This window comes from Vibrio hepatarius (assembly GCF_018860525.1).
GTDB classification, from domain to species: Bacteria; Pseudomonadota; Gammaproteobacteria; order Enterobacterales; family Vibrionaceae; genus Vibrio; species Vibrio hepatarius_B.
The window spans coordinates 213,221-238,417 of sequence record NZ_JAHKPM010000008.1 but is presented as its reverse complement, the minus strand read 5'-3'; the positions used below and the strand labels follow the sequence as shown (position 1 = coordinate 238,417).

29 protein-coding genes are annotated in these 25,197 nt (G+C 39.0%); 15 read left to right on the top strand and 14 right to left on the bottom strand.

From position 1 onward, the window contains the following. The first annotated feature begins 88 nt into the window (after positions 1–88). Positions 89–397: a hypothetical protein gene (locus KO511_RS02505; RefSeq protein WP_215985914.1), complete on the top strand. Its 309-nt coding sequence runs from the start codon at positions 89–91 to the stop codon at positions 395–397. 46 nt (positions 398–443) lie between these two features. Further along, positions 444–725, top strand: a complete 282-nt coding sequence (locus KO511_RS02500) for a hypothetical protein (RefSeq protein ID WP_215985913.1) — start codon at positions 444–446, stop codon at positions 723–725. A gap of 145 nt (positions 726–870) precedes the next feature. Here KO511_RS02500 and KO511_RS02495 read toward each other — a convergent pair whose 3' ends face one another. After that, positions 871–1,635: an AraC family transcriptional regulator gene (locus KO511_RS02495; RefSeq protein WP_215985912.1), complete on the bottom strand. Its 765-nt coding sequence runs from the start codon at positions 1,633–1,635 to the stop codon at positions 871–873. A 173-nt stretch (positions 1,636–1,808) separates the two neighbouring features. Between KO511_RS02495 and KO511_RS02490 the strand changes: the two genes are divergently transcribed. Further along, positions 1,809–3,002 (top strand): YbfB/YjiJ family MFS transporter, encoded by a 1,194-nt coding sequence (locus tag KO511_RS02490; RefSeq protein WP_215985911.1) that lies wholly within the window; start codon positions 1,809–1,811, stop codon positions 3,000–3,002. Positions 3,003–3,226: 224 nt separating this feature from the next. After that, positions 3,227–3,916 carry an acid phosphatase AphA gene (aphA, locus tag KO511_RS02485; RefSeq protein WP_215985910.1) on the top strand — a complete coding sequence of 230 codons (690 nt, stop codon included), beginning with the start codon at positions 3,227–3,229 and terminating at the stop codon, positions 3,914–3,916. A gap of 123 nt (positions 3,917–4,039) precedes the next feature. Here aphA and KO511_RS02480 read toward each other — a convergent pair whose 3' ends face one another. The 3 genes from KO511_RS02480 to KO511_RS02470 all read right to left on the bottom strand — a co-directional run bounded on the left by KO511_RS02480 (position 4,040) and on the right by KO511_RS02470 (position 6,056). Next, positions 4,040–4,669 carry a LysE family translocator gene (locus tag KO511_RS02480; RefSeq protein WP_215985909.1) on the bottom strand — a complete coding sequence of 210 codons (630 nt, stop codon included), beginning with the start codon at positions 4,667–4,669 and terminating at the stop codon, positions 4,040–4,042. A gap of 166 nt (positions 4,670–4,835) precedes the next feature. Continuing rightward, entirely contained in the window at positions 4,836–5,648 is an 813-nt protein-coding gene (locus KO511_RS02475; RefSeq protein WP_215985908.1) for an SDR family oxidoreductase, read from the bottom strand. Positions 5,649–5,699: 51 nt separating this feature from the next. After that, complete coding sequence (locus KO511_RS02470) at positions 5,700–6,056, bottom strand: MerR family transcriptional regulator (RefSeq protein ID WP_215985907.1); 357 nt, start codon at positions 6,054–6,056, stop codon at positions 5,700–5,702. Between the two features lie 304 nt (positions 6,057–6,360). On the opposite strand from KO511_RS02470, the gene KO511_RS02465 reads away from it, so the two are divergent. The 3 genes from KO511_RS02465 (at position 6,361) to KO511_RS02455 (ending at position 9,809) form a co-directional block, all read left to right on the top strand. Further along, entirely contained in the window at positions 6,361–7,320 is a 960-nt protein-coding gene (locus tag KO511_RS02465; RefSeq protein WP_215985906.1) for a transposase, read from the top strand. A gap of 463 nt (positions 7,321–7,783) precedes the next feature. Then, positions 7,784–8,548 (top strand): PAS domain-containing protein, encoded by a 765-nt coding sequence (locus KO511_RS02460; protein WP_215985905.1) that lies wholly within the window; start codon positions 7,784–7,786, stop codon positions 8,546–8,548. Further along, positions 8,520–9,809, top strand: coding sequence for an MFS transporter (locus KO511_RS02455; protein ID WP_215985904.1), 1,290 nt, complete (start codon positions 8,520–8,522; stop codon positions 9,807–9,809). Before KO511_RS02460 ends, KO511_RS02455 begins: the two co-directional genes overlap by 29 nt. On the opposite strand, the gene KO511_RS02450 is transcribed toward KO511_RS02455, so the two are convergent. The 4 genes from KO511_RS02450 to KO511_RS02435 form a co-directional block, all read right to left on the bottom strand. Then, positions 9,757–10,473 (bottom strand): class I SAM-dependent methyltransferase, encoded by a 717-nt coding sequence (locus tag KO511_RS02450; protein WP_215985903.1) that lies wholly within the window; start codon positions 10,471–10,473, stop codon positions 9,757–9,759. The two genes, KO511_RS02455 and KO511_RS02450, sit on opposite strands and share 53 nt — an antisense overlap. Positions 10,474–10,978: 505 nt before the next feature. Further along, entirely contained in the window at positions 10,979–11,383 is a 405-nt protein-coding gene (locus tag KO511_RS02445; protein ID WP_215985902.1) for a hypothetical protein, read from the bottom strand. Between the two features lie 318 nt (positions 11,384–11,701). Next, on the bottom strand, positions 11,702–12,340 hold the full coding sequence (locus tag KO511_RS02440) for an acyl-homoserine-lactone synthase (protein ID WP_215985901.1): 639 nt from the start codon (positions 12,338–12,340) through the stop codon (positions 11,702–11,704). A 54-nt stretch (positions 12,341–12,394) separates the two neighbouring features. Further along, complete coding sequence (locus KO511_RS02435; RefSeq protein WP_215985900.1) at positions 12,395–12,913, bottom strand: hypothetical protein; 519 nt, start codon at positions 12,911–12,913, stop codon at positions 12,395–12,397. A gap of 362 nt (positions 12,914–13,275) precedes the next feature. Here KO511_RS02435 and KO511_RS02430 point away from each other — a divergent pair, with 362 nt between their 5' ends. Beyond that, positions 13,276–13,821, top strand: a complete 546-nt coding sequence (locus tag KO511_RS02430; RefSeq protein ID WP_215985899.1) for a glutathione peroxidase — start codon at positions 13,276–13,278, stop codon at positions 13,819–13,821. After that, the gene (locus tag KO511_RS02425; protein ID WP_215985898.1) at positions 13,818–14,285 is read left to right on the top strand and encodes a DUF3429 domain-containing protein; all 468 of its coding nucleotides are present in this window, start codon (positions 13,818–13,820) and stop codon (positions 14,283–14,285) included. Before KO511_RS02430 ends, KO511_RS02425 begins: the two co-directional genes overlap by 4 nt. An 88-nt stretch (positions 14,286–14,373) precedes the next feature. On the opposite strand, the gene KO511_RS02420 is transcribed toward KO511_RS02425, so the two are convergent. Continuing rightward, a complete protein-coding gene (locus tag KO511_RS02420; RefSeq protein ID WP_215985897.1) occupies positions 14,374–15,357 on the bottom strand; it encodes a hypothetical protein in 984 nt (327 codons plus the stop codon). Between the two features lie 322 nt (positions 15,358–15,679). Between KO511_RS02420 and KO511_RS02415 the strand changes: the two genes are divergently transcribed. Next, on the top strand, positions 15,680–16,165 hold the full coding sequence (locus KO511_RS02415) for a porin (RefSeq protein ID WP_215985896.1): 486 nt from the start codon (positions 15,680–15,682) through the stop codon (positions 16,163–16,165). Positions 16,166–16,252: 87 nt separating this feature from the next. On the opposite strand, the gene KO511_RS22490 is transcribed toward KO511_RS02415, so the two are convergent. Then, positions 16,253–17,275, bottom strand: coding sequence for a bifunctional glycosyltransferase family 2/GtrA family protein (locus KO511_RS22490; RefSeq protein ID WP_354668146.1), 1,023 nt, complete (start codon positions 17,273–17,275; stop codon positions 16,253–16,255). 438 nt (positions 17,276–17,713) lie between these two features. On the opposite strand from KO511_RS22490, the gene KO511_RS02405 reads away from it, so the two are divergent. Continuing rightward, positions 17,714–18,220 carry a Spy/CpxP family protein refolding chaperone gene (locus tag KO511_RS02405; protein WP_215985894.1) on the top strand — a complete coding sequence of 169 codons (507 nt, stop codon included), beginning with the start codon at positions 17,714–17,716 and terminating at the stop codon, positions 18,218–18,220. Between the two features lie 114 nt (positions 18,221–18,334). On the opposite strand, the gene KO511_RS02400 is transcribed toward KO511_RS02405, so the two are convergent. Further along, on the bottom strand, positions 18,335–19,768 hold the full coding sequence (locus KO511_RS02400; protein WP_289847763.1) for a catalase: 1,434 nt from the start codon (positions 19,766–19,768) through the stop codon (positions 18,335–18,337). 568 nt (positions 19,769–20,336) lie between these two features. Between KO511_RS02400 and KO511_RS02395 the strand changes: the two genes are divergently transcribed. Both KO511_RS02395 and KO511_RS02390 read left to right on the top strand, forming a co-directional pair. Next, positions 20,337–21,785: an aerolysin family beta-barrel pore-forming toxin gene (locus KO511_RS02395; protein ID WP_215985892.1), complete on the top strand. Its 1,449-nt coding sequence runs from the start codon at positions 20,337–20,339 to the stop codon at positions 21,783–21,785. Between the two features lie 273 nt (positions 21,786–22,058). Beyond that, complete coding sequence (locus KO511_RS02390) at positions 22,059–22,310, top strand: hypothetical protein (protein ID WP_215985891.1); 252 nt, start codon at positions 22,059–22,061, stop codon at positions 22,308–22,310. 69 nt (positions 22,311–22,379) lie between these two features. On the opposite strand, the gene KO511_RS02385 is transcribed toward KO511_RS02390, so the two are convergent. Further along, positions 22,380–22,952 carry a TetR/AcrR family transcriptional regulator gene (locus KO511_RS02385; protein ID WP_215985890.1) on the bottom strand — a complete coding sequence of 191 codons (573 nt, stop codon included), beginning with the start codon at positions 22,950–22,952 and terminating at the stop codon, positions 22,380–22,382. 188 nt (positions 22,953–23,140) lie between these two features. Here KO511_RS02385 and KO511_RS02380 point away from each other — a divergent pair, with 188 nt between their 5' ends. Together KO511_RS02380 and KO511_RS02375 are read left to right on the top strand one after the other, a co-directional pair. Beyond that, entirely contained in the window at positions 23,141–23,485 is a 345-nt protein-coding gene (locus KO511_RS02380; RefSeq protein WP_215985889.1) for a hypothetical protein, read from the top strand. After that, positions 23,472–23,969: a DJ-1/PfpI family protein gene (locus KO511_RS02375; protein WP_215985888.1), complete on the top strand. Its 498-nt coding sequence runs from the start codon at positions 23,472–23,474 to the stop codon at positions 23,967–23,969. The genes KO511_RS02380 and KO511_RS02375 overlap by 14 nt, the downstream gene beginning before the upstream one ends. 10 nt (positions 23,970–23,979) lie before the next feature. Here KO511_RS02375 and KO511_RS02370 read toward each other — a convergent pair whose 3' ends face one another. Together KO511_RS02370 and KO511_RS02365 are read right to left on the bottom strand one after the other, a co-directional pair. Further along, positions 23,980–24,162 (bottom strand): hypothetical protein, encoded by a 183-nt coding sequence (locus KO511_RS02370; RefSeq protein ID WP_215985887.1) that lies wholly within the window; start codon positions 24,160–24,162, stop codon positions 23,980–23,982. Between the two features lie 25 nt (positions 24,163–24,187). Then, a complete protein-coding gene (locus KO511_RS02365; protein ID WP_215985886.1) occupies positions 24,188–24,820 on the bottom strand; it encodes an alternative oxidase in 633 nt (210 codons plus the stop codon). Positions 24,821–25,197 lie beyond the last annotated feature (377 nt).

Genomic DNA, 25,197 nt, shown 5'->3' with positions numbered 1-25,197 from the left:
TCAACGAGGCATTGTCTATACATGGCGGTTTGGAAAAATAGCCGCGTGCCGATTTGAAAACCTTGGGTTTAGAGAAGATAAGATAGGGTTGACCCTGTTTTTATATGGAGAGAGCAAAAAGCATCAAAGCGGTTATTGGCCAACACTATTTGGCTTGCAGCCAACGGGTAAGGCGCATATGAACAGCGAAGATGATAATACCTTTCTCATGGCCCAACTCTTTGCTTTTATGGATAAAGGCAAAAAAGCGGTGATCACAGGTGATAGTTTTTATCGCCCGCAGCCGAAAACATATTTGTATCAAGACAAAAAGCCGAAAGACTTTGATAGCAGGCTGGCCGCGATTCTTGATAGAGAGTATGAGTTACCAGAGCTATACGCAAAGCATACGTTTTAAGTCAACGCGGAATGAAGTTGAGAATATTAATTATAAGGAAAAAAATATGACAGATAGTACAAGTGAAACATCATTGCCTGAAGACTCATTTGGACAATTAGATATTACTTATGATCAAACGCCTTGGTATCGTCGTCGTTGGTTTCTTTGTGTGACGATGTTGTTCTTTATTCCGTTAACATTAATCTTAGTCTTAAGTGGTGAGGTCTATCTAAAGCGTCAAGGAGTGGTTTATAAGATGCAACTCTCGCAGAAAATACGAGTTGTCATTGCGTGTCTTGTACTTTTGTGTGTTGGTTTATTCAGAGTGATAGGACCCGGTTACTAATTCGATCTTCAAGTGTTCTTTATATACATAGAGTTTGGTCATAGTGCTGAGGTGTTGTGAATCATTGGTATTCCGGGTAGATTTTTAATAAGTGGCGTACCTTGTTTCGATAGGTGCGCTTGACTTAAAAGACAAATTGTAAAGACTACTGTTTATGTGTTTTTCTCCATAATGATGGCGTTGTACCCATTTCATTTGTAAACATATAAGTGAAGGCTGACACATTAGCGTAACCTAAATCAAGCGCAATAGAAGTTATCCTTTTGTCAGAATTTAGCAGTTGAAGAGCAATAAACAATTTTGCTTTTTGTCTCCAGTCTCTAATACTCATGCCTAATTCTGACTCAAATTTTCTAAGTATGGTCCTTTTTGACAAAAAGAAGATCTCTGGAAGCCTATCAATGCAACTATTATCACCAATATTTGAATAGATATAATCGCAGATATTTTGTATTTTCTCATCTTTTGGCCAAGGGATATTGATACTTTCAGAACATAGTCTTTCAAACTGGTCTGATATCAATGACTTTATCTTAGATAAATAACCAGTATGCTCACCAGCTAGAATAGCCCTATCCAGTTCACATATTAGGCATCTCATCATATCATTGACCTTATAAATGTATGATTTTTGGATAAATTCAATATCATTTACATAAAGGCTGCGAAACGTTGCACCGTGCTTGGTTGAAGTCGAATGATTTATACCCGGTGGTAGCAGTATCCCGTGAGAAGATGTGATTAAGTATTTCAATGAATCGATTGTGACGATTAGATCTCCTTTTGTTGCATACACGAATTGGTACCAAGCGTGGCTATGTTCCGGAAAACCCTCTCCAGGGAGAAGGTCTTCAGACCTTAACATTATCCCACAATCAATGCTTCCAATAGAGGGTACTCTCTTGTCCATATTTAAACTCAACATTAAAAGAGAAAATATGGCTAATAATAGTAACTATTGGTCATACTGTCGAAAGATTTAATCTCTGTGCACGTTATACTCTATTTCTATCGGCTATGTGAGACTGAAATATAATAATATCAATTTCTTATATTTTAAAAGAATACTTTTAAGAGGAACAAATGACGGTAGAAACTTCACAACCCAATAATTACGACATTGCTAAAGTAACGTTTGGAGGAATCTGCGCTCTGATACTAACAGTTGGCTTGGCTAGATTCTCATATACGCCAATGTTGCCGATAATGATAAAACATTCTGGGTTGACGACTATACAAGGTGGGTGGCTAGCAACTATAAATTATGCTGGGTATATGGTCGGGACCTTGTTAATCTCATCCATGCACAACCTAAAAAATAAATATAATCTACATCAACTATTTTTGCTTTTAGCCGTGATAAGCACGACACTGATGGGTGTAACAAGCAATGAATACTGTTGGGGTTTACTCAGGTTCGTATCTGGTATTTCTAGCGTTGGTGGATTGTTATTAGCCTCTGCATTGATATTAAACTGGTTCAAGGTAAATAAACTAAACCATGGTTTAGGGATGCACTTCTCTGGGTTGGGTATAGGGATAGCAATATCTGGAGTGCTCGTGATTCTTACCAGTAATTCACTCGACTGGAACGGGCAGTGGATTGCTACAGGGCTATTTGGAATATTATTTTTATTACCTTCATGGTTATTCATTCCCAAACCAATAACCTCCGAGTCAAAAATCCACATTGAATGCCCGGTAAGTAAACCCAACCTGAAAACGATAAATAAAAAATGGATGACATTCATGATGATGGCGTATACCTGCGCCGGCCTAGGTTTCGTAATTGGGTCTACATTTATTGTTTCATTCTTAGAGGCATCGCCTATTCTTCATGGAAGAGGTGGCTTGGTTTGGATTCTAGTTGGTTTGTCGGCAATCCCGTCATCATTCCTTTGGGATTCATTGTCCAATAAAATTGGAAACATAACATCATTAGTCTGCGCATATCTCGTCCAACTGGTTTCAATTTTACTACCTGTAATTTCGGATTCTCTTCTCACAAATATGTTATCAGCAATCCTATTTGGCATAACTTTTGTAGGAATTGTATGTATGACGCTAACGGCGGTTGGCAGAAGGTTTCCTGAAAAACCAGCAAAAGCTATGGCAAAAATAACACTTGGTTATGGTATTTCTCAAATATTAGGACCGGTCATTACTGGTTATTTGTCGAATTCAACAGGCTCATATAAAGTTTCATTCCTAGCAACATCAATAATAATGGGACTTGGCATGGTATTTTTGTTAAAGATAAGAGCTATAAAAGATTAATTGATTCAATCCAGCTGATAGCCCTCGAGTTCAATCACTGTGGATTATATATAAAGTTATATTGATTAATAATGTTGCATTTAAATTTTTCGGAGTAACAATGAGTAATTTATTAAAAAAACCATAAACAAAAACTAATTTTGCTCGAATGAATAGCATTATAAAAGGTGTAAGATCGGGTGAAACCTAAGGTTTAAGCGTACAAACTCTCACTAGGATGAAAAATGAAGACGTCTACCATCATTGCACTTAGCTCACTTTTTTCGGTATCAGTACTGGCCAATACTCCTCCCACCCTTGAAATGCATACTCTTTCCGCACAAGCATCAACGCAGTACCCAGATATCACTTGGACTACAGTTGATAAGATTGCATCAGAGCTTCCAAAGCATACTATTAACGTTGGCTTAGATATTGATGACACTATGCTGTTCTCAAGTCCGGTTTTTTACTATGGTAAACAAAAGTACTCTCCGGATTCCTTTGATTACCTAAAAAACCAAGATTTTTGGAATGAGGCTTCAATGGGGCTTGATCGTTTTTCTATCCCCAAAAAATCAGCGATTGAATTAGTCTCCATGCACCTTAAACACGGGGATACTGTCTACTTCATTACTGGTCGCACTGCTCCAGAGGGGCAAGAGACAGTCACTGAAACTCTTCGCAATATTTTCCCTAAAGAGTACGGTAAGCAAATTAAACCCGTCATTTTCGCAGGTTCGTTAGATAAAGTTCAGCAACTCAAAATGGCAAAAATTGCTCAATACTATGGTGACTCAGACGAAGACATTACCAGTTCTCGTGAGGCTGGTGTAAAAGCGATTCGTTTCCTAAGAGGCGCGCAGACTACCTATACTCCGCTACCTCATGCAGGTAAGTACGGTGAAGAAGTTCTGATTAACTCAAACTACTAAAACTGGTGGGGCGTCATTTAATCTGAACTGAAATCAGAGGTGTTAGCTAGCGCACTATACTTATTGCGCTAGCTTCACATAGGCGACTTTTTGATAATCAATACAAGAAAGGACAGGCAAGGGTTAGTATTTTTGCTTTAACGCGGCGACAGCAAAACCTGAAGTGATGAAAGTTAAGCCTGCTCCTATATTGAGTCCATTCACCACCCTCGGCTTTTTATTAAGCCAACCCGCCAATTTAGATGCAAATATTCCCATCAACGCAAAACCTAACGCTGTAAGCAAGGCAAACCACGCGCCGTAGACGATCATCTGAGTTGTTACTGAGCCAAGTTGCGGGTTTACAAATTGCGGTATGAAAGCGAGTACGAACATCCCTGGCTTAGGATTTAGCGATGCGGATAAGAAACCAGTCGTGAAAATACTGGTGAGTGGCTGTTTTTCACTGGGGGATAAGTTAATAAGGCTTCGAGACCGTAGTACTTTAATGCCCAGCCAAATAAGATATCCAGCGCCTACGGTTTTTACGATAAAAAATGCTAGCTCTGAAGTTTGTATTAATAGTGTTAATCCAAATGTCGCGGTTAAAACATGGAATAAAATGCCGGCCCCAGATGCTAACCCAGACAAGCTTGCAGCAAGTTTACCTTGGCTCAAGCCTCGGCCAATGGCCAAAATATTATCTGGGCCCGGTGATATAACTAAAACTAAACATGCCAACGTATACGTTATCCAAACTTCTATCGGGAACATGGGCCCCTCCTTGAGTATGATTACATTTTTTGAGTCGATAGATTTATATGACTACCAGAATAAACCTCATTATAAGTCCATAACTTACCATATAAAACTATTTGATAAAGTGAAGATATAAGGCTGTCTAGAACTTAGGATTTACGGTATTTGTTGGCATTCTTAGTTATCTCTTAATTAGGCCGCCATCGACTGGAATCTCGCTACCTGTTATATACGACGATGCGGAAGAAAAAAGAAACATCGCCACGTTCGCAATTTCGTTAGCGGAAGCTGCTCTGCCCAGTGGCAGTTGTTCGACAATGCTTTTTTCAAATTCAACTTGTTCCTCGATAGACAAGAAGCGCCTTAAGTTAGTGGCAACAGGACCTAGGGCTAAACTATTGACCCTTATTCCTTTGTGGGCGAGTTCATTACTCCATACTCTAACGACAGCAGAGAGAGCACCCTTGGAAGCGGCATATAATGAGGTCAGCTTTGCACCCTCGTAAACAGAGCTAGAGCTAGTGACAATGACAGATGCATTGTCCTTCAAATAGTCACTCAGTGATGCCAGCTGTAGGAGTGGGCCTCTTATATTTATATCCATGATCTTGCTGTAGTTTTCTGCATTCACATGTTGTAAACCGTCTAGTTCAGCGATAGCAGCATTGAGCCATAATCCATCTAGCATGCCATGTTGTTCCACCGCTTGTGCAAGCTCATTACCAGATTCAGGATTTGAAGAATCAATGTCTAAAGGAGTAATCCAAGAGCCAAATCTATTTGATAGCGCTTTCAATTTTTCTCTGTTGCGTCCAGTAATAATAACCCGAGCCCCCAGTCGTATCAGCTCTTCTGCTGTAGCTAAGCCAATACCACTCGTCCCGCCTGTGATTAGATATAGCTTATCGTTGAAATCATAGAGACTTGAAAGATAGGAAAGGTTGTCCTTTCGCTCGTTATGCAGTGTTAAAGATAAAGGTTTAGTATTCAACATAGTTTCTCCTCGAAATGAGAAACAAGGTTAACGGTTAGAGTAAACTCTAAGTCAACATACTTTACCACTTTTGTATAAGTTAATTTTGTAATCTAAGGCTTTGAGGTGATTTTCTAGTAAGCTTATTTGTTTAACAAGCCCCTCTCTGTGCTTTGATAGAATACTCTCTCTATCTATGAGCGTGTCTGAGCCACCATCGGATAACCTAGCGTATTCTACTATTTCATTGAGTCGCATTCCTGTTTCTTTAAGACGTTTTACAAACGTTATCCAAGCAACATCTTGGCTTGTGTAGTACCTATGTCCACTGGCGTTTCTACGAATATCTTTTAGTAAGCCTATCTTTTCATAATATCGTAGAGTATGAGAAGACAAGCCTACTTTGTTAGAGAACTCTCTCATGTTCATATATTGCTCCTAGGTATTATTTTTTGCCAACAATTCTAGCCACATTTGGAGGTTTCTACGACAATAAACCGTATGAATTTAAATTGAATAAACGTAGAAATTTAAGACAACACTTTTGACAAGGCACTGAAGTGAAGCAAACATCTAATTTTATTGATCAATGCACCAGAAATTCCATAGCAAGAGTTCAGGACACACACCAAAAGGACTAAATAAGTATGATTTACTCCTTTTCGAGGGATTGATTACAACCACCTGTTTGAATGATTGCTAACTTCTTATTATTCGATAAGGAGACATATTCATGACGACTGCACGCAAGCAACTTATCTCGATTGAAGCGACATCCTATTATCACTGCGTGTCTCGATGTGTTAGACGCAGTTTTTTATGTGGTGAAGACACCCAAAGCCAAGTGAGTTATGAGCATCGCAGAGAATGGATCGTCAATAAAATTCACTCACTTTCTAATCTCTACTGTATTGATATTTGTGCTTACGCCATCATGAGTAATCACTACCACCTAGTCGTCAATATCAATCGAGAGAGAGCCTTGGCCTTGTCACATCATCAGGTCGTTGAACGCTGGGGAATGGCTCATAAGTTACCACTTATTATTCAACGCTGGCTTCGTGCCCAACTCACAAACCCAATTGAACACGAAAAATGTATTGAGATCATTGAGGTTTGGCGAGAACGTTTGTGGAATTTGAGCTGGTATATGAAAGAGCTTAACTACGAGATTGCTTGCAAAGCTAACAAAGAAGACAGCTGTACTGGCCATTTTTGGGAAAGCCGATTTAAAAGCCAAGCCCTGCTTGATGAAAAAGCCCTCGCCGCTGCAATGGCGTACGTAGACCTAAATCCTATTCGCGCAGGTATTGCCACTAAACCAGAAGATTCAGAATTCACTTCCATCAAAGCTCGAATTGACGCTTTAGATAAACAGTTGGCTACAGCCCCTTGCCTTCATCCTTTTATCGGTAATGAGAGCAACTTAAAACAAGACGGCATTCCTTTTCGATTGATGGATTATATTGAATTAGTCGACTGGACAGCCCGCCAAATTCGGCCGAATAAAGCATTTATGAATTCGAGCCTGCCCCCCATACTAGACAGGCTCGGGGGAAACATAAATAACTGGCTAAAGGTTTGTACTCAATTGGAGAAATTCCGCGTCACCGCGGTAGGCAGTCAAGCACAAGCAATGATCGCCAAAATCGCTCTTAATAAGAAAAAGCTTCATTTATTCGCTTTTGAGTAACCGTCACTCGAAGGTGTTCAGAAATAAATACCCACAGCTTGATGGCTGAAACAGCTTTGAAATAGACTTACCGATATTCAATAAAAATGCCTTCCTTTAGTCTAAGTCGACAACAACATTTCTCAAATTTGGCAGTGCATCAAAACAAACCTCAAAGTGGCGTGGATAATTTATCTTTCTCTTTATTGTTGTGTGTCCAATATTATTTTTGATATTATTTTTATTGGTGTGTGTCCGATATTTAGATATTTAGATATTTATTTAAGGTTACTATGCACTGTAGATACTTTATATCCGGTAATCTTGGATATTTCTGTCGCGTCTATTCCGTCTTTTGATTGAAAAAATGTAAGAAGACAAAATGAAATGTAAGCAAATGAAATGTAAGGACACGCACCTCACTTATTCGATTTTTTTACTAGTAGAACTATAAACTTTAATTAACAGATATATATGTGATAGCATGCATTGCGTGTGGGTTGTTATGGTTGTGCTACTCGATTTGGATAAAAAATTAGCTCTTAGTGCCTGTGTTATCGACGATGTGGTAGATTTAGCGGAACAGATGTCTAACCCTGTAATGTTAAAAGACAGCAGGGGACGATATTTGTATGCGAATCAATCAAGTATCTCTTTATTTGGCTTAAGCCATCAAAATGATGTGGTGGGTCTGAACTCGAAAGAGCTCAAAGGTAAAGTGACACATCGCTGGCATGATACATTCGAACAAGCTATCTCAGATTTAGACTCGTTTGTGGTGAAAAAACGTTTGTCAGGGCGAGATAACATGCGAGCTATCCCTTGCCAAGACGGTACATTACGTATCCAAGATATGATCAAAAAGCCGATGGTTAGTAACCTATCGGACAAAGTCACTTCTATTTTTACCTTTAGTGAAAACTTAACCGATAATATAGATAGGCTGGCTTTACTTAGTCTTTATGTTGAGTTTTATTCTTCACACCTTGTGGCGGTCCGCTATTTTTTAAAGTACCTATCAATCGAGTCCTTATTTATTAAAACGCCGTCATTAAGAGAGATGGAAACCGTGTTGCGAATAGCAGCATTAGGTAATCAAAAATCAGTATCAAATCAGATGGGGATCTCGACGAGAACAGTAGAAGAAAATATACGAAAAATTAAGCAGAATAAGCTTGCCAATGAATATCTATGGTCTGTACTTTTGGAATTAATAAGAAATGAACGCAGAAACCTTAAAATTAAGTAAAGTTATACAAATCACTACCGTATCCAATATTTTTGAATGGTATGAATACATTATTTTTGCCTATTTATACGCGTCGATTGGACAACATTTTTTCTCTTCATCGGATCCTATATCCGCTGCAATAGAAACCTTTGGTGTGTTCGCACTCAGTTATTTAGCAAGGCCATTTGGCAGTATGTTCTTTGGCTGGTTGTCAGATAGTGATTCAATATCGAAAGCAGCCAGAATTTCTATGATGATGATGGCAGTACCGCCGATTATCATTGTTCTGATACCAAGTTACGCCAGTATTGGTATTGCAGCTCCTATCGCCTTGGTTGCTGCTCGATTGGTACAAGGCTTTGCCGCTGGCGGTGAGTTACCAGTGACGGCGACCTTTGCTTATAACCATACTGAAACAAAATTTAAACGTTTTGCCTGCGCTTTAGTCAATTGCAGCTCTTTGATTGGTGTTTTGCTTTCATCTCTGACAATTACGCTAATGAATGCTTTTCTCACTCAAGATCAAATTATAGCAGGAGCCTGGAAATATCCATTTTACCTTTCTGTACCTTTAATAATGTTTATCTATTGGTTGCGAAAAGATTTATTTTTACTGGATTCTTCTGCAAAAGAAGAGACGGAGAGCCCGAAGGAGGGCGGTTATCTAGCGCAAATCTACCAGCATAGGCATTCTTTTTTAGTTGGTTTTTCAGTCATCGCTTCTTTGCAAATTTCTTTCTACCTGATGTTTATATGGTTTCCTAGTGATTTAAATTTATTTCTTGGAGTGCCAAAGCTTACTGCGTCCGCGTTTAATACCATGAGTCTTTTTATTATGGTTATCACAGTGATATTGACTGCTTTGGCCTTGATTCGTTTTGAAGGAAAGAGGCTCCTGTTTCATTTTCTTTATATTGAAGTTCTTGCAGTGATTGGCGCCTTCTATTGGCTTACTCATGATCAAAGTTACGTAACACTGGCATGCATTAGTATTGTTTTCTCTATTTTAATTGGGGTTATTGATGCCATTGCGCTTGGATTTTTAGGCGGATTATTTAAGTCGAGTATACGGGGAATTGGAATGAACATGACATTTACACTGCCCGCAGTGTTCTTTGGCGGTTTTTCTCCATTGATTGCGACTTGGTTAATAAATCAAACTGGAGTTCTTATGATCCCAGCATTAATGATTGGGCTGGTATTAATCTTGACTTTATGTGTGATTGTTAAGTTTGAGCGTGAACTAGACAACCACCGAGAACTCCAGTATCAAGATTGACGGTAAGTTTAGTAAAGGAATCATAGACTCTATGATACGCCTCTTTGCCATGATTGTGGCAAAGAGACGATTCATTGTTTCTCATGTTTTCCAGTACACTTTGGTAGCTGTCAAAAAACATCTCTGAAAGGTCGTAGACGTTAACGACTGACCAAGGCGAAAAAATGGCATCGATCCTATCTAAAGCGACGGGGTTGAAAGGAGAGTGGTCATCATCAAAAAGGTTGCCTTTAAATGGGGTTTTTGATGAATACTCAAAGACGAGTAAATCTGCCTTTTCTCTTGCTCTGGGTATTAATACATTGCAAGCTTGATTCTGGTTTTCGAATGCATAAAAAGAAGAAAACATTGTAATAAGATCAAAGGTTTCTTCAGTTAAATTGTTGATGTCTAAAACATCACCATGGAGGAAGTCGCAATCCTTGTACTGATTTCTTGCGTAATTTATTGCTTGGATATCTTTATCTACCCCAATGGTTTTTACATCTTGGTTTAGCATGTCTACTGTGCCGCCTAACCCCGATCCTACGTCCAATATGCTTTCTTTTGAAGCAAAGTTGATCTTGTTTATTGCAAAGCTCACCGCTTCTCTATCTTTTGGGTGAGTAAAGTCCCCATTTCTTATTTCTGCCAGTAGGTGTTTTTTTTGGATAAAAGTGTTCATTGGAATAATTAATCCATTTAAGTCAGCAGGTGCTTTTTATTTTTTTGAAGAATAAACGAGTAATTATTGCAAACTATCCATTCGAAAAATAGACGGGTTTTCCCCGTATGTTAAATTTTATCAAAGTGTATATTGTGTGCATGGGTGTTTATTTTATTTGGCCCTAACTTAAGGGTATAGCGATAAGCATGAGATATAAGTGTGTTTTTTTATCCTTATATCAATCCGGTTTTAGAGCCCTGAAACCCTTACATAACCAATTGATAGTATTGTCCGTATTTTGGGTAACAACGTGAAAGCGTTCCCCACTTAACTTAAGTGGGGACTTTTTATAAAGTAGTTAAAGGAATGCAAATAGAAGGTTGAGGGAGAGTGAGGAGGGAACACACACCATAGCAACATGCTTTAAAGCAGCCGCTATCACTCCAAGTGAGTATTTAACAGCGCTATCGAACCGGGCCACTCTTTATTGCCTTATGGGCCTGTAACACCAGCTTCATTTTAACTACAAACGGAAATAATCGTTACGAGTCGTCTGGTGATTGATTGACGAATAGTAAGTTTTGTAACCATCAATAAAGTAACTCGAACCATCCGGTCTGATAATTTCAAATATTTCCCAGCGAGAAGTTCCGCTCTCTGCTGGTTGCGTTATATAACCTGCTGGACAGCTAAATGCTTTTGACTCAAAGGTTACCTCATCAAGACGGAAAACGTTATAGTATTGGCCGTTTTCCTCTGTCACACGTGCCCACTGCCCATCAATCGTCTTGTAATTGTCATGTTCATCAAGAAGCCAATCCCAATCACTGCCGTCGGGCAGGCCACAATAAACATAGGTTGAAGTATTTGCATATGTTGTTGATGTTAAAACCAGAATGCCGAGTGTAATAATAGCCTTAATATTCATGATGTTAAATAAATGCCTCATTATTGTTATGATTTTGTTTTATAACACAATGTGGTGAAATAAAAAATAAACAAACAATAAATAAGCATATTCATCACAGAAATGCGAAACTTAAGGATATTCTATAGCTGGGTAGCTATTATTCACCGAATGGCTCATATCCAAGTAGCATGATATGAGCCTTCCGATATTTTTAAATAGGAAGGGGATCACTGGGAAATATCTAAATACCAGTTGGTAAACTAATATCATGTCAAAGCGAGAATAAAATAATACCAAAGCGACATCCAGTACATTTGATTGCTTTTTTAATCGCTTTTAGCTGTGTTGAACCATAACCTGCTCTTCTCCAAAGGAGAGTACACTGCCAAAGATACCCGCTATTATTCTAGCTGAATGTAGAATATCTTTAGTTATGATTAACTTTCCAGCACGAATCTTTTTCCCATCTCCAGCAACTGAAAACTCCCCTAGCCAGGATACTGGACAGCCATTATTGATAAAAACACTTTTCCAGTAAGCTGGAAGCATAAGTCCTACAATTGAAGTGATCCCATGTATCAAGCTATATTCTAGGTAAGCAATAACGAGTTCCTGGATCACACGTTTTCTTTGAGCGGGTGACAAGCCTTTATCTAAGCAGAACCGGCTGCCTTCCCAAATATTGGCATCGCAAGGCAAAGGCTCATATGTCACTAAATGTGGAAATACTTCTTTCAACATATAAGTCCGAGTTGTTGGATACAGTCTAGCGACTCCTCTCACTTTCTCGTTTTCACGCCAGACAAAATAAATAGTTGCAGGATTATCGTATTGGTCGTATTCCATACAATTTATATAGGGGACATCCCACGATTGCCTTTCAATGACGCTTCTATATCTAAGTTGAAACTGATCGGCAAGTGGGTTACCTCTAAAATTATGCAGCGTGCTCACTGTTATACATTCAATTGTCATAGTTTAGCTGCCAATGAAAAATCGATGAAGCAGAATGCTCCATCGATATAATGGTTAGTGAATTTCTGTTGTTTTGATGTATCCGTCACCCCGGCTGCCGCTTGAACGATTGATGACAACCCAGTGGTATCTACCTTTGCCCGGGTTAGAATACACAGAGCGGCTAGGCCCCCCAATCACAGAGCCGCTCCCGTCAACAAGCTGTAGGCTAAGCCAAGCATTCGATAAGTTTGTCAATACTCCAGACGCTCTTTTATAGGCACACGTTTGATCAAACGAGTAGAGCTTTGTTGAATCACCAGGTCGTAAATTGGTGAAATAAAATGTGTTAGACAGATTGATTCGGCATAAAAAGTTAAAAGACTTTGATAGTTCAGCAAAGCCTTGATCACTCATTTGTTGGCTTTCTTCTTTGTTGAGGTCCATCTCGACAGAGCTTTTGGTAACCACTTTTGATTCCAGTTCGACAACAGGATAGGCTTTTCCATCAAGGTAAACATTTGTAGGCGCAAAGTTCGCTTGTGCTGAGAGTGAAAATGCCGCAAGCAATAATGATATATTAATAATTTTCATAGCAATGACCATATATAAGAAATGGGATAATTATTGATACACCTTATACAAACAACATTAATAACCTTTATTTGTGATTGTGCAGATCATATTGTGTAATGGTTAAAATAGACATTTCATATTAATTAAATACTTATCACACAATAAAGGTATGGCGATCTTTAATTGATATAACACAAGCAATTCGGAGAGGTTAAAGAGAGGTATTAAAACGCGATATTAACGAGATGAAAAGGAGATATATCAGATTGCCTCGCTGCCTATCAATTAGGTAGCTTTCATTATGCTAATACTAGCTAAAGTGATCATTTGATCTAATGTAAGAGTACTAATAAATAAACTTACACAAACAAACTTACTCTATGAACTATTCACTCGTTTTTTCAACCGCTCTAATTGCATGCTTGATGAGCCCTCTTGCTTTTTCAGCAGCTTGCCCTGACATACTTAACAGCAAGCAACGGCTGCTTAACTCAACTGAAAGCATTGAGCTTTGTAAGGAATTTCAAGGAAAGACGTTGTTGGTCGTTAATACCGCTAGTCAATGTGGTTATACATCACAGTTTGAAGAACTTGAGCAGCTGTATCAGACATACAAATCTAAAGGTTTCACTGTTGTTGGTTTTCCTAGTAATGATTTTCGGCAAGATAAAGGGAGCGAGGCGCAATCGGCTAAAATTTGTTATTTAGATTACGGCGTCACTTTCCCTATGATGGCGAGAACACCATTAACGGGTAATGGCGCTAATCCCGTCTTTATGCAGATACAAGCGCAAGCTGGCATCTCTCCTCAGTGGAATTTTTACAAATTCTTGATTAACAAACAAGGTAAGGTCATCGCCACTTTTCCTAGTTCTACATCGCCTGTGAGTTTGACTCTCAAAAACGCTATCGAGCAGCAGCTATGAAGTCTGACTTTTTGGTAAGTACTCACACTCGCAACACCATGGCTAAGCTGGGTTACATGGGGTTAGTTCCTTTTTTGTTTGGGTTGCTTTTATCGCTGACAGGTAGCCGTTTCATTGGACATAGTGGTGAAGAATTTTTCATTACATATAGCGTCGTTATTTTGAGCTTTTTATCGGGTATTTTATGGGGAAATAGCATTGAAAACTTTGAAAGCCGATTGAGCAATAAATCATTAATTTTTAGCAACTTGGTTGTGTTATCGGCGTGGTTGTCTGTATTGCTTGGTGAGCAAAACGAGTCTGTGAGTCTGCTTATTTTACTCATTGGCTATATCACAGTTTGGCGGGCAGAGAAATCAATGCGATTAGAGCACCAAAGTACCGGACCAGAAGGATACTTTGATATGCGAACAAGGTTAACGTCTAGTGTGGTCTTGATGCATGGCATAGTGATGTTAACTTGAAGGGCTCAACAGAAAAAAAATAATAATATTATGTAGTTACTAGGCGAGCTCTTGCTCGCCTTGCTGTGATAAGAATATTTAATATTTTCTATTTATCCACAACACATTGAAGGTTATCAATGACTTGGGGAATATTGTGCAAATAAAATCGGTTACTGGTGAGATATTCGTACCAGTCATCCTCACCTTTACAAAATGGAAGAGTGTATATATCACCAAGTTGAGGTGGCATGTACCAGCCAAACAAGTACGTCAGTGCTTCACCCTCTAGATTCACATTGACAATCTTTTCCTCTGCAGCTTTGTTGAGTTCTTCTAAACTTTCGAACTGGCGTTTTTGTATGATGTGTTCAAGACTGTTTTTGCCTAGACCGAGTGCATTAAATGCATAAGCTTTTGAATCAGTGAGCATAGCTGCATATTGCGCTAAGCCACCACCTAAAGAGGTACCCGTTACAATCAGTTGTTTTTCTGGATAAGCTGACTTGATTGCTTGTGCGAGAATTTCAGCCTGTTTGAAATCGTCAGGTAGCTGACCATTAATCTGATTATACGCAGAGCTACTATTTATTACGCCTCGTTCTGTCCGTCCCTTTATTGAAAAGCGAGTATCTGTTCCGGCAAAAGCGAGAACGACATGGTTATCTTGCTCATCGATAGGCATAAGAACGGTTGCCATTAACCCGGTGTGTTTGTCTATGTATTTCAACTGCTCGTTGTTTTTGTTATCAACATCGATATAAGGAGGAAAAGAGATACTTTGAGATTCGGTTGATTTGTGCGAGCTTTGAATAACATTTGCCTCTTCAGTGCTGATACGTCGAAAACCATCTTGTGTATTTTTGACGTTTGCTACAGAAACAAATGCCCCTTGAGACAGCTTTGCGTATCTAAGTACATATTCTGAGGTCGATTTGTCGATGATCTGTTGTTCTTCCTTGGAAGTAAATTGAAGATCAGGCTCAACATAGGTCGAGCTCGCATTAGCTTGTGAACCAGCTAATGCTAAAAGAGCAAAAAGACAAATCGCTAGAGGTGCATTGGCTTTGGGCACTGAAAGAGGTTTATACATGGGTCATTTCACTGTTCAGATAATTAATGAGTACTATATGTTTTTTAGCAAGTGTTGCTACCAAAATTGTTACAAGGATTGATGAATTGGTTGAACCAGTTTTTTAAATTAAGTCCATAGTTAGAAAAATTGGCCATTTACGAAGGGGACTATACGCCGATTAACCTTACCAAAATTAATAGTTGAGCGATTTATCATTCACAAGTAAAATCCTTATATTTTAATATATTACTTTCATTTGACAAGTGTACAACACAGCGATCATATAGTATTTGACACTTTTGTTTTTAAGTGATGTAAGAAAGTCCATCAAAGGTTTTAAATGAAAAATACTCTTTTAGTGCTAGCTTTAATTAGTGTGTCGGCTTCAGCTTCTGCTGATTCTTGGCTATATGGCGGCGCATCAATTGGTCAATCCGATCTTAACTCGGAAGACACTACAACTTACTCAGTTCATGTTGGAACTGGGATTTTACCTTTTATCGGTGTTGAAGCCGGTTACAATAATTTTGGTGAGTTTGATTTTGGTAATGGTAAGGTAGAAGCGTCTTCATTTTATGCTGCGCTTAAGCCAAGCATTAACTTTGGTCCTTTGCAGTTATACGCCAAAGCTGGAGCACATTATTGGGATCAAGACTCAAGCTCTATCGGTTATAAAGACGAAGATGACTTAGATTTTATGTGGGGAGTCGGGGCTGATTATGCCGTATTTGGCCCGGTTTCTCTTGGTGCAAACTACATGAACTACGCTGTTGGTAATAATGATATTGATACGGTTTCATTGACGGTGTCATTTAACTTCTTATAAGTTAAATAAATTTTTATAATAAGTGTGACATCCTTCCTTATTGAAGGGAGGATGTATTTTAAAAGGGACTATTGTATAAGGGAAGTTTTACGTTCGTTGAATTTGACTGAATACAAAAAACTTTTGTACTAAGAAGCTAGCGATAAATAGCAAACATTCGGCGATGAACTTGGCATACATGATACTGATTCCACACAAGATAAGTAATTTAGTTAGTCCCATGGATGAAACGAGTAGAAAAATTGCCAACATTATATATCTTACTATCGTATTATAACTTTTTTCTTCCGATTTAAATACAATTCGTTTTGACATTATATAATTGTAGCAAGCAGAGATAAGCCTTGCAATGACAAAGGATTTTAGAGTTGAGTCAGTTGATAACAGTACTAGGTAAAATAATAAATAATCTATAAGCGCGCTGGAAATGGAAATACCGGTAAAGCGTAGGAATGTCCAATATATCTTTATTGAATCCCTCAAGGGATTAAAATGAGATGAGCTATTGTCGTCAATGTATATGGTTTCAATATCTATTTGTTTTATTGTGCAGTTTTCACAAGTAGCTAGAAGTAGCATCTCTGTTTCAAACTCATAACCATTAGACTCAATGCTTGTACTCTTTTGGGCGAGATCAATCGATAAATATCTAAGCCCTGTTTGAGTGTCCGTGATACGAGTACGAGTCACAAGCTGGAAAATTTTTTCAGTAATGAGGTTACCTATTTTACTTCTAAGCGGCACTTTCCCACTAAAGCTACGAGTGCCCATAAATAGGCTATTTACTGAATGTGATTGATGTTTTGATTCACTCAAGATACGTATAATGTCTCTAGGTGAGTGTTGACCATCGGCATCGGCGGTAATGATACCGTTAACTTGAGGTAAATGCTCAATGATATAAGAGAAACCAGTTTTTAGTGCTTGGCCTTTGCCTGAATTTGACTTATGAGCGATGACTTTCACTTGGTTGAGAGATTTTAAATGGCTGAATATGTAATTACGATTGTTACTTGAACCATCATTTACAATGACGATTGAGCAGTTACACAGTGCCTTTATATCTGATATAAGGTGTATAATGGCATCACTTGGGTTATATGCCGGTATTAATATTACCTTTTTATGTGAAGTTATAATAATAGCCTCTCTATTATTTAAGTGATATCAGTACTGATGAATTCTATCTATATTTTTTTTCAAATGCTGTTAAAAAACAGCCAAGGATAAATTACCTACTCTTTTGGATAATTATTAATTATTATGGCTTTAAACTTATTGTTATAATTATATTATTTTATTTAATATCTATATGTTGACGTAATCTAATCTAAAATACAGAATTTCTTAGGTCTTTTGTCAATTTTATGTTGTGAAAATCGTCACATTTACCTAGTAATGTTGTGTTTTGGTAAATTTCAACTAATAATAGGAACTTTTTGTTTTAATAAGATGTCTAGTGAGTTCAAGCTTTTTATTTTAAATATACATAACCAATGTTTTATGAATAATGGTTTACCTATAGATTTAAACAATGTGTGAGGATATATGAAACGTTATTTAATTACTGCACTACTAACTTTTGCGAGTTTACCCACTTTTGCTAGCAATAATAACCAATCGGCCATTTCTGTGCCTAGCCAGCCATCTGGTCAGGCTATTCAGCCCGCTAAGGTCGCGCCCCCCAAGCCTTTTGGACTTGAAAGCATTACCCTAGAGCAAGAAAGCAAAATTAGACAGATCCAAGTTGAACTGCAGACGAAAACTCAAGCTTTAAGCCCAAGTAAAGAGAAAGTAGCGAAGGAAGTTGAGCAATGGACCAAGGTAGTGCAAAACGAAAAGTTTGATGAAGAAAAAGTGAAACAGACGCTTCGTCAATACAATGAAAAGCAGCTTGATGTTCAAGTGATGAAAATAAAAGCTGAACACGATATGTACCAAATTCTAACGCCTGAGCAAAAAAACACTCTAGAGGAGCGCCGCCAAAAGCAGAAAGAACAGATGAAGTTGATCATGGAAAAGGCACAAGAAAAAGTAAACGCGCAAAACAAGTAGTACCAATCTAAAACCCTTTCCAATGAAAAGTTCGCTTGCTGCCATCGGCAAAATCAAGCGAACTTTTTTATTGGGCCTTAGCTATGGATGTAGGATAGCAAGCATCCTCACAACTTAATCAAGACCAAGGGCTTTCTTGAGACCATTGCCGTAGTTTTCATCTGCAAGGAAAGCATGTCTTACATGACGTTCTTGTATTTCTTTTGGAACATCTTGCATTGCGCGAGCCGTGTTATCACATAGAGTTTGACGCTGATCATCATTCATCAGGCGGAACAAATCACCGGCTTGACTGAAGTAATCTTCATCCACACGGTGATCGTAGTGATCAGCATCACCACTAATTCGCATTGGTGGCTCAGAAAAATCAGGTTGTTCTGCCCATTCTTGTTGAGAGTTAGGCTCATAACCTATGGTTGATCCGTAGTTGCCATCTACGCGCATTGCGCCGTCACGGTGGTAGCTGTGAACAGGGCATTTAGGCGCGTTAACCGGAATCTGATGATGATTAACACCAAGCCTGTAACGCTGTGCATCGCCATAGGCAAATAGGCGCCCTTGTAACATCTTGTCTGGCGAGAAACTAATACCAGGAACGACAGCGGCAGGGTTAAAAGCTGATTGTTCCACTTCCGCATGAAAATTTTCTGGGTTACGATTGAGTTCGAACTCGCCAACAGGTATGAGCGGGTAATCTTTCTGTGACCAGATTTTGGTTAAATCAAATGGGTTAAAATTGACGTCATCGGCTTCAATTTCAGGCATGATCTGTACATACATTTTCCATTTCGGAAAATCTTTATTCTCGATGGTTTGATATAGGTCTCTATGGTGACTTTCACGATCGTTACCTATAATTTCTGCCGCTTCTTGATCGGTAAGGTTTTTGATACCTTGCTGAGTTTTAAAATGAAATTTCACCCAGTAGCGTTCTTTATCGGCGTTAATAAAACTAAACGTATGGCTGCCAAATCCATGCATGTGACGATAAGAAGCAGGGATGCCGCGATCGCTCATGACAATAGTGACTTGGTGAAATGCTTCAGGAAGTGACGTCCAAAAATCCCAGTTATTGATGGCGCTGCGCATATTGGTGCGAGGATCGCGCTTAACGGCATGGTTAAGATCGGGGAATTTGAGTGGGTCACGCAAGAAAAATATTGGCGTATTATTACCAACCAAGTCCCAGTTGCCTTCTTCTGTGTAAAATTTTAGTGCAAACCCTCGGATATCACGTTCAGCGTCCGCAGCGCCTCGCTCACCAGCAACGGTGGTAAAACGTGCAAATAACTCGGTCTTCTTACCGATTTCAGAGAATATCTTAGCGCGTGTGTATTTTGTAATATCATGAGTTACAGTGAATGTGCCGTAGGCTCCGGATCCTTTAGCATGCATTCGTCGCTCGGGGATCACTTCACGGTCAAAATGTGCCATTTTTTCAAGAAACCACACGTCTTGCAGCAGTTGTGGACCTCGAGGGCCAGCCGTCATTACATTCTGGTTATCACTAACAGGGCAGCCCGCAGCAGTTGTCAGCTTTTTAGTCATCATCTCTTCCATATTTAGTTTAATTACTAAGGTCAAAGTGCCTTATTTGAATTGCTGGTGCCATCAAGGCAGTAGACTATGTATAGCGCTGATTTCAATGTGGTTAAAGATAAATTTATTAATAATGGAATAAGAAATACTAATAATTTGGTTAAACCAATACGATAAATCGATTACGAGAGGGGAGCTGGCTTAACAAGGTGCGTTTTCCAAGTCGTGTGCTTAACTTGTCTAAAGACCCTGTTTTTAGTGTATTGAAATATCAGCCATATTCACTATGATGAATATCGTGTTTTATATGTTGATCTGTGCAATGCAACAGAGCAGCGGATGGTTAAAGCCAGAGATTTGGTGGCGATGTGTTTGCCACATAATCTAAATAAGAAGCCGACTGCATTGCTGCTTAATGTCTACCCACGTAGGGTAATACCTCTTTTTGATTTCAAAATGATACTTCTACTAGAACGCCCAATAGAGGTGCATACCTTAACCTTGAGATGAATCACTCAAGGAAGTACGACGATTGCTCGCAGGTTTGGAAGAAAATTAAGCAATGAGAGTCTTTACAATGAAAGTGTTTCTGTATCTGGTGGTGTTCTTTATCTTTCCGGCCAAGGATCTTTTGGCCAACATTCCAAGTGTGTATGTCGAATTGGATGACATTAAGCTACAAAAAAAACCCTGCCGAAGTGGCTATGAACCAATCAGCTTAAGCACGGCCATGATGTATCAACAAAGGCTAGCTGAAAAAATGGGAGAGTGGCAACTGACCAATATCGCCAATGGTCTAATTATTATGGGGCCAGGTCATAAAGGTAATATCAAAATTGCTAACCAGTTGGCGTATGAAAGTTGGTGTATTGAATCTCACAAAAAGAGAACCTACCAAGCTGATGTATCGTTACCATTGATGTTAAAGGCGCCAAATAGACAAAAATTAGAGTGGTTAATGGTTAATTCTAGGGAATTTTATGAGCCATTGGCTGAACTTGCCAACTTACTTGGTTACGCATGGAGTGGTGGTGTTGATGGCCGACAAAGCGGTGAAGATATGGTGACTTCTATTTATGATTCGGGTGTATACCATATCAAGTCAGACGCGGTTGGAGGCGGCCTGCCTTGCTCAGGGTATCGCTGTGATGACAGGCTTATCATCGACATTTCGGATCTTAAATATCAATTGTTGCCAAGCACTGTCACTCAGAAAAACAGTACTGATGAAGTTCAAGAAATATTGGGAGTGAGAAGGGCGATGGTCAACAACGATTCAGATGTGAATCAGCAGTATAGAGTAACTTTGACTTATAAGAAGCAAACCAGTTGGAAGTTTAAAAGCTCAATTAATTTTGAGCAAGCTGTCTCGGTAAAGAGTAACTTTACGTTACCATTTATTGGAGAGAGTGAAGTAGAAGTGTCATTTTCAGCTGGACAAAGCTGGGGAGAAGAAAGCTCGGGAGCGACTAGTGAATTGGTCACTGATACTATAGTGGTTAATGTGCCTCCAAAGCGCAGACAAGAAGTGCTGATGACCATGTATAAAACATCAAAGGTTTATCCATACAAGGGCCAAGCAAGAGTTAGCTATGACCTTGGTTTATACGGTTTTCTATCATGGTCGGGTAATGCGGATATCGAACACCCTACACACCGTCCGCACAAATATTATCAATGGGAAATTGGTAGAAAAAGTTCAAATGGTAATAACCTTGATGATCAATTTGATAACCGAAATATCCCACTACAAGAGCATACATGGGACTGGCCATGGGTAGTTAATCTATTTGGACTTCCCTATACGCAAGCAGTTATTGATGCAATCCAAAGGCCGATCGTCACTGAAGTTGGTGGTGACTTGTCGCTACAAAGTGTTTATGGCGCAGAGGTGTATTTCGGAGAGACGATCGAACTTGAGGATACAAATCGCTTTAGGCGATCTTTAAGTGACTTGTCCGATTGGAAAACAATCAATACCAGTGATGCCTTACCTTACGTTAAAGTTGAGATTGAAAGATTATGAGGCCTTGGTGTTTTTTGATCTAAGCTTCGCCAAATATTAGGGTATCGAAACTTTACTTAAGGTGGCAATACATAAGCTGGGAATACATAAGATGGTAGTAAATAAAGCGGCAATTTCATGACTTTTATGAGTGCCGTTTTTTTGGCAAGCTATAATTATTCCTTGCATATTTAGGTTTAATATTTTGATTTTTATATGAATAATATTTATTTATGATGCGATGGCACATTATATGCTCCTTAAGTGATATGAGAACTATTGGAGTGAGAAACCATGAACGTAAATTTGTTTTCTTTGATTGGTAAAGGAATAGAGACGTCAACGAGATTTCATTTATTGTTGGATTGCTTAATGATAAGCATGTGCATTTTTATTCCTCAAGCCATATTCTTTATTTTGCCTGCTATTTCTGAGCAAATCTCAATGGGCACTACCGTAATGACGATTGGCGTCTTTTTTGTTGCTCTGACCAAGTTGGGTTTAATAGGTTGGTGGTCAACACAAGACGAAAGGGAAACAGCATAACAGTATTGGCTATTTCCGAAGATATAATAATCGGTACTTACTTCCCTTGTTAGTTTGGTTATGAATACCTTAGTCGAGATCCTTTATGAGAGCAGCGAGAATAATGGCACGGGTAAAAAGTTGTAATGCTTGAGCGCGCTCAGTGGCCAATATTTTTGATGGGGACGTATTCACTCTTTGTAAGTAATCGTTAAATAGAGAAGTGATAGCACTGGCTACCTCTTTGAGTGAAATACCCCACACATCTTGACCAAAAGTATCGAGTAAACGCTGTTCAACTACTTGGGCAAGGTTTTGTTTTAATCGGCGAAGTGCTAGTGGCCAATCATTACCCAGTTGATGAGCCATTGAGGAACGTCGACCCACTTTTTTGCTTGCCATTAACGCTATATTTATAAAAGAAGCTCTCGCGTCAACACTAAGCCAGTCACCTTTTGTCGTAAAGTCTTGCAGCGCGATATCAAAGATAGAGTCATGCATTTCAACAAAAACATCTAGCTTTCGTTGATAATAGCGATAGAAAGTTGTCTTTCCAACATCGGCTGTCTGAATTATGTCGGCTACCGATATGGCGCAATAGTCGTTTTCTTGCAGCAGTTGCTGAAATGCCTTCATAATTCGGCGTCGGCTTCTTATTGTCATTTCATCTCATCATTACGGTTGGACATCGCATTATAAGCTTTTTTCGCACCTTTTACCGAAGCCCAATACCTCCAACGGAACGCTTTGCTTCAAGTGTCCCATTTGGTATGGGTTGGATAAATTGGCCCTACGGTTGGAGAAGGCAATCCGCTAAGTTAGCATTAAGTTTATTAGTTATAGGTAACCGTATGAGTCATCCAATCGACCGACGTAAGTTTTTAAAGAATGTTTCAGCCGCCTCAGTACTTGCTTATGGCAGTATGAGCAGCATGAAAGGTTTGGCTGCCATCCCTTCAGGCAATGAGTTTAAGCTATCGATTGATCCAGACAAACTTAACGTTGGGATTTATCTTTATCCAAATGTTACTATGCTTGATGCATATGGGCCGTTGCAGGTTTTGGCTGTTAGTGACAGTTGCAATGTGTTTACCTTTGCCAAACATAACAAGCCTGTTTATTCAGATGCTAAAACTGATCTGCTTCCGCACTATGGTTTTTCGGACTGTCCTAGGGTTGATATTGGACTGTCCTAGGGTTGATATTTTACTGGTACCAAGCAGCGGAAATCCGATAGAACAAATTAATGATACCCAAGTCATACAATATCTAAAAGTTGTGGGGAAAAGGGAAAAATACATCACTTCAGTATGCACTGGCTCTTTAATTTTAGCCGAAACGGGATTGCTTGATGGCTATAAAACAGCGACTCATTGGGCGTATCAAGAGGTTTTAAGTTTCTATCCCCAAGTGACTTATGTTGATAAACGTGTTGTTGTCGATAGAAATAGGATATCAGGTGGGGGCGTAACAGCAGGAATAGATTTTGCTCTAACTTTGGTGGCTGAACTGTCAAATAGAGAGCGAGCACAACATATTGAACTATTATTTGAATATGACCCCAAGCCACCTTTTCAGACGGGTAACCCCCACACGGATCCGAGACAACTCAAGAAGAATGTGCAAGCAAACGTAAGAAAGCTTGCACCAGAACTATTTCGAGATAGATCAAAAGGCTAATGCTTAGATATTAATGCGATAACCTTAAGCGCCGTTTAATCTTTTTCCATTGCGCCGACAGTACTGAATGTTGGGTATTGATACTGTCGCGCTCACTAGAGTAAAAAATCTCTCCTTTTTCCATCATTAAGTGGGAAATGCCTACTGATGATCCAAACTCAGTTTCATCTATATGGTGGTTATCTTTTGTCATTTATCTGGTCCCCCCTAACAGCTAACTAACTTTGATGTTCTGGCAGGTTGCGATATTTGTATGCATCTGCAATATCATGGTTTTTGTCACGATGTTTGGCTTCGTCTTTTCGGATGCATTCTAAAACATCCAAGAGCATGGCCCCTTCATCCAATTGGTAGTAACGAACCGCGATCTCAGGGGCTGGTGAGTTTTCGACTGTACCATCCAGTACTTTTTCAATGAATTCGCTGTAGCTATTACAGGCTTCTTCTTCAAAATAGCCAACGATGCGGTGCGCGGTTTTTGAAGATAAAATATAAATTACCCCATAAACCAAAACGAAACAGAACTGGATCATCATCACTAATGCACGTTCTAGAATCGAAGGTTGGGTGATGCGTAAAAAAATCATCAAATGCATACGTTCATTATCAGCTTCGTCCAATAACTCTTTGATCCATCCGCCATCATCTTTCATTCTGCGCAGAGCTTTGAGGTGATTAAATACGCCTGCTACCATACCGGGTACAGCAGCGATGGTTTCAAGTAACATCGCACGCCTAGCGTATTTCCCGCCATAGAAAAGGTTTAATGTTTTTTTAAGTAGTTTGGTCACTAGTAGAGCTATTTTCTCAGAGCCGCTATTAGCCACGTAGTGTTTTTCTTCAAATTTCATAATAAAGTCTCCTAATTCTGATAGTTAACTTACATTTTTCATGCCATATATTAAATCGCTGTAAAATAGTAAGTTTTACACATTTCACGAGTCATAAAGACACTTAAAATGAAGGTCAAAAAGACCTTGTGTGTCATAAGGACACGATGAGGGATGGATGGATTGTTTACTAAATAGACATTAATGATTTCTGAGAAAATATTTGGTAAGTAAGTTGGAAAATAAGCAGGGTAATCTTTTCATGTTCCGAGTTGACAAAGTAGAAGCTACTCTTATTTTTCGGTGAAGTCTGAAAAAGGGTTTTAGTCCTTATGAGCACAGATTTATTGAATGGTGCTGCTGGCCTTATCCAGTTAAATTCTGCTCGTTTCTAATGA